Genomic DNA, 3,059 nt, shown 5'->3' on the forward strand with positions numbered 1-3,059 from the left:
CCTCGGCGACGGGCTGCGCGGGGGCGGGCGTGCGGTCGGCGGCGGCCGCGGTGCCGGCGGCGGCCTCGATCTTCGCGATCGCCCCGAGCGCCGCGGTGGGGTCGACCACGCCGGGCATCTCCACCAGCGACCGCAACGCCACCAGCAGCGCCGTGGCCTCGGTGGACGTCAGCCGCAACGGCCGGTCGATCCCGGCGGTGAAGGTGACGACGATGCTGTCCTCGGAGAACGAGAGGTCGATCAGGTCGCCGGGACCGTAGCCGGGCAGCCCGCACACCCACAGCTGGTTCAGGTCGTCCATGATCTGTTTCGGGGTGACCCCGAGATCGCGGGCGGCCTCGGCGGCGCTGATCCCCGGATGGGCCGTGAAGTACGGCACCAGGTTCAGCAGCCGGGTCAACCGCCCGGACAGTCGTGTGCTCATCGGCTCTCCCCCCGGTCGGCACCGCCGCCGCTGTTCGAGACGGCACCGCCGCCGCTGTTCGAGACGGCACCGACGGTGGCCGTCGTGGAGGGGGCCAGCACCCGGGTGAGGATGCGGCGCACCTCCGCGCGCAGTTCCGGCGGGTCGAGCACCAGCGCGTCGGCGCCCTGCCCGGCGATCACCCGCCCGATCCACTCCCACGACCGCACCGGAACGTCGAGGACGGTGCCGGGACGGTCGCCGACCGCGCGGCGCTCGTGCTCGGTGCCGAGCCGGCGCAGTTCGAACGCGCGCCCGTCCGCGACCCATACGCGGGCGTGCCCGGTCACGTCGCCGGAGGTGGTGGCGGTCAGGGCGTGTGCCCGCAGGTCCACCCCGTCGGGGATCCGCACGACCCCGGCGGGGCCGAACGCGGTGACGTCGTCGTCGATGCGGGAGAGCCGGAAGGTGCGCGGCGCCCCCCGGTCCCGGTCGAACCCCACCAGGTACCAGCGGCCGTGCACGGTGACCACGCCCCACGGTTCGACGGTGCGCTCGGTCCACGGGTCGGTCGGGGAACTGCGGTGCCGGAAGCGCACCGCGCGGCGCGTGTCGACGGCGGCGAGCACCTGCCCCAGCACCGGCTCGGAGCCGCGGCTGCGGGGCGGCATCGCGGTGATCGCGCCCGCCGGGTCGGCATCGACCTGCACCCCCGCGGCGCGCAGCTTGAGCAGCGCGCCCTGCGCCGCGGAGGTGAGCTCCGGCGACTCCCACAGTGCCGCCGCCACCGCGACGGCGGCCGCCTCGGCGCTGGTCAGCTCGATCTCGGGCAGTTCGTAGGCGTCGCGGTTGATGCGGTAGCCCTCGACGGTGGAGAACCGCGACGGCATGCCGGTCTCGAGCGGGATGCCCAGGTCGCGCAGCTCGTTCTTGTCGCGTTCGAACATGCGGCTGAACGCTTCGTCGCTGCCCGATTCGTCGTATCCGGCGACGGAGGCGCGGATCTTCTCGGCGGTGAGGAACTGGCGGGTGGACAGCAGGCAGATGACCAGGTTCACCAGCCGCTCGACTTTGGAATTCGCCACGCGGTGCAGCCTAATCCCCCGCCCGCCGGCCGACCCGGTTACCGGACGCGGACGACCCGCGGCACGCTACATCGAGGCGATGAGCCGTTCGACGCGCTCGTCGACGGAGCGGAACGGGTCCTTGCACAGCACCGTGCGCTGCGCCTGGTCGTTGAGCTTGAGGTGCACCCAGTCGACGGTGAAGTCCCGGCCGGCGTCCTGCGCGGCGGCGATGAAGTCGCCGCGCAGCTTCGCCCGGGTGGTCTGCGGCGGGGTGTGCACGGCCGCGTCGACGGACTCGTCGTCGGTCAGCCGCGCCGCCAGCCCCTTGCGCTGGAGCAGATCGAACACCCCGCGCCCGCGCTTGATGTCGTGGTACGCCAGATCCAGCTGGGCGATCTTCGGGTCGGACAGCTCCAGGTCGTAGCGGTCCTGATAGCGCTGGAACAACTTGCGTTTGATCACCCAGTCGATCTCGGTGTCCACCTTCGCGAAGTCCTGCGACTCGACCGCGTCGAGCACCCGGCCCCACAGATCCACCACCTGCTCGACGTGCGGATCGGGTTCGCGGGTGCGCAGGTACTCCACCGCCCGGCCGTGGTACTCGCGCTGGATGTCGAGGGCGCTGGCCTGCCGGCCCCCGGCCAGGCGCACCGGCCGCCGCCCGGTCAGGTCGTGGCTGACCTCCCGGATGGCCCGGATCGGGTTGTCGAGGGCGAAGTCGCGGAACGCCACGCCGGCCTCGATCATCTCGAGCACCAGCGACGCGGAGCCGACCTTGAGCATCGTGGTGGGCTCGGACATGTTCGAGTCGCCGACGATCACGTGCAGCCGCCGGTACTTCTCGGCGTCGGCGTGCGGCTCGTCGCGGGTGTTGATGATCGGCCGGGACCGGGTGGTCGCCGACGACACGCCCTCCCAGATGTGCTCGGCGCGCTGCGACAGGCAGTAGGTCGCGGCCTTGGGGGTCTGCAGCACCTTCCCGGCGCCGCAGATCAGCTGCCGCGTCACCAGGAACGGCAGCAGCACGTCCGAGATGCGGGAGAACTCCCCGGCCCGCACCACGAGGTAGTTCTCGTGGCAGCCGTAGGAGTTGCCGGCCGAGTCGGTGTTGTTCTTGAACAGGTAGATGTCGCCGCCGATGCCTTCCTCGGCGAGGCGCTGTTCGGCGTCGATCAGCAATTCCTCGAGCACCCGCTCCCCGGCGTGGTCGTGCTCGACGAGCTGGAGAAGATCGTCACATTCGGCGGTCGCGTACTCCGGGTGCGAACCCACGTCCAGGTACAGGCGCGCCCCGTTGCGGAGGAACACGTTCGAGCTGCGGCCCCAGGACACCACCCGACGGAACAGATACCGGGCGACCTCGTCGGGGCTCAGCCGCCGGTGCCCGTGGAAGGTGCACGTGACGCCGAACTCCGTCTCGATGCCCATGATTCGTCGCTGCACACTTCGACAGTACCGCGCGGAACCACCGAGCATGAGCCGCAACGAGATTACGGTTGTACCCGTGATCTTCGCTCCCGCCCCGCTGACGCGCCTGGACCGGTCCCTGTTCGCCGGCAGCGCCGCCCTGCGTCCCTCCCCCGCCGACC

General features: G+C 71.6%; 2 protein-coding genes and 1 pseudogene. All 3 read right to left on the bottom strand.

The window, feature by feature from the left end; all coding sequences use genetic code 11:
- Window positions 1-424 (bottom strand): annotated as a pseudogene (locus CQZ88_RS31990) (protein pafC); the annotation flags it as partial.
- Window positions 421-1,488: a YafY family protein gene (locus tag CQZ88_RS27330; protein WP_102800581.1), complete on the bottom strand. Its 1,068-nt coding sequence runs from the start codon at window positions 1,486-1,488 to the stop codon at window positions 421-423. The gene CQZ88_RS27330 and the pseudogene CQZ88_RS31990, both read right to left, overlap by 4 nt.
- A 66-nt stretch (window positions 1,489-1,554) precedes the next feature.
- Window positions 1,555-2,913 (bottom strand): Pup--protein ligase, encoded by a 1,359-nt coding sequence (pafA, locus tag CQZ88_RS27335; RefSeq protein WP_006931187.1) that lies wholly within the window; start codon window positions 2,911-2,913, stop codon window positions 1,555-1,557.
- Window positions 2,914-3,059: the final 146 nt, after the last annotated feature.

The sequence above is a fragment of the Rhodococcus sp. ENV425 genome (assembly GCF_002887785.1).
Classification (GTDB): domain Bacteria; phylum Actinomycetota; class Actinomycetes; order Mycobacteriales; family Mycobacteriaceae; genus Rhodococcus; species Rhodococcus aetherivorans.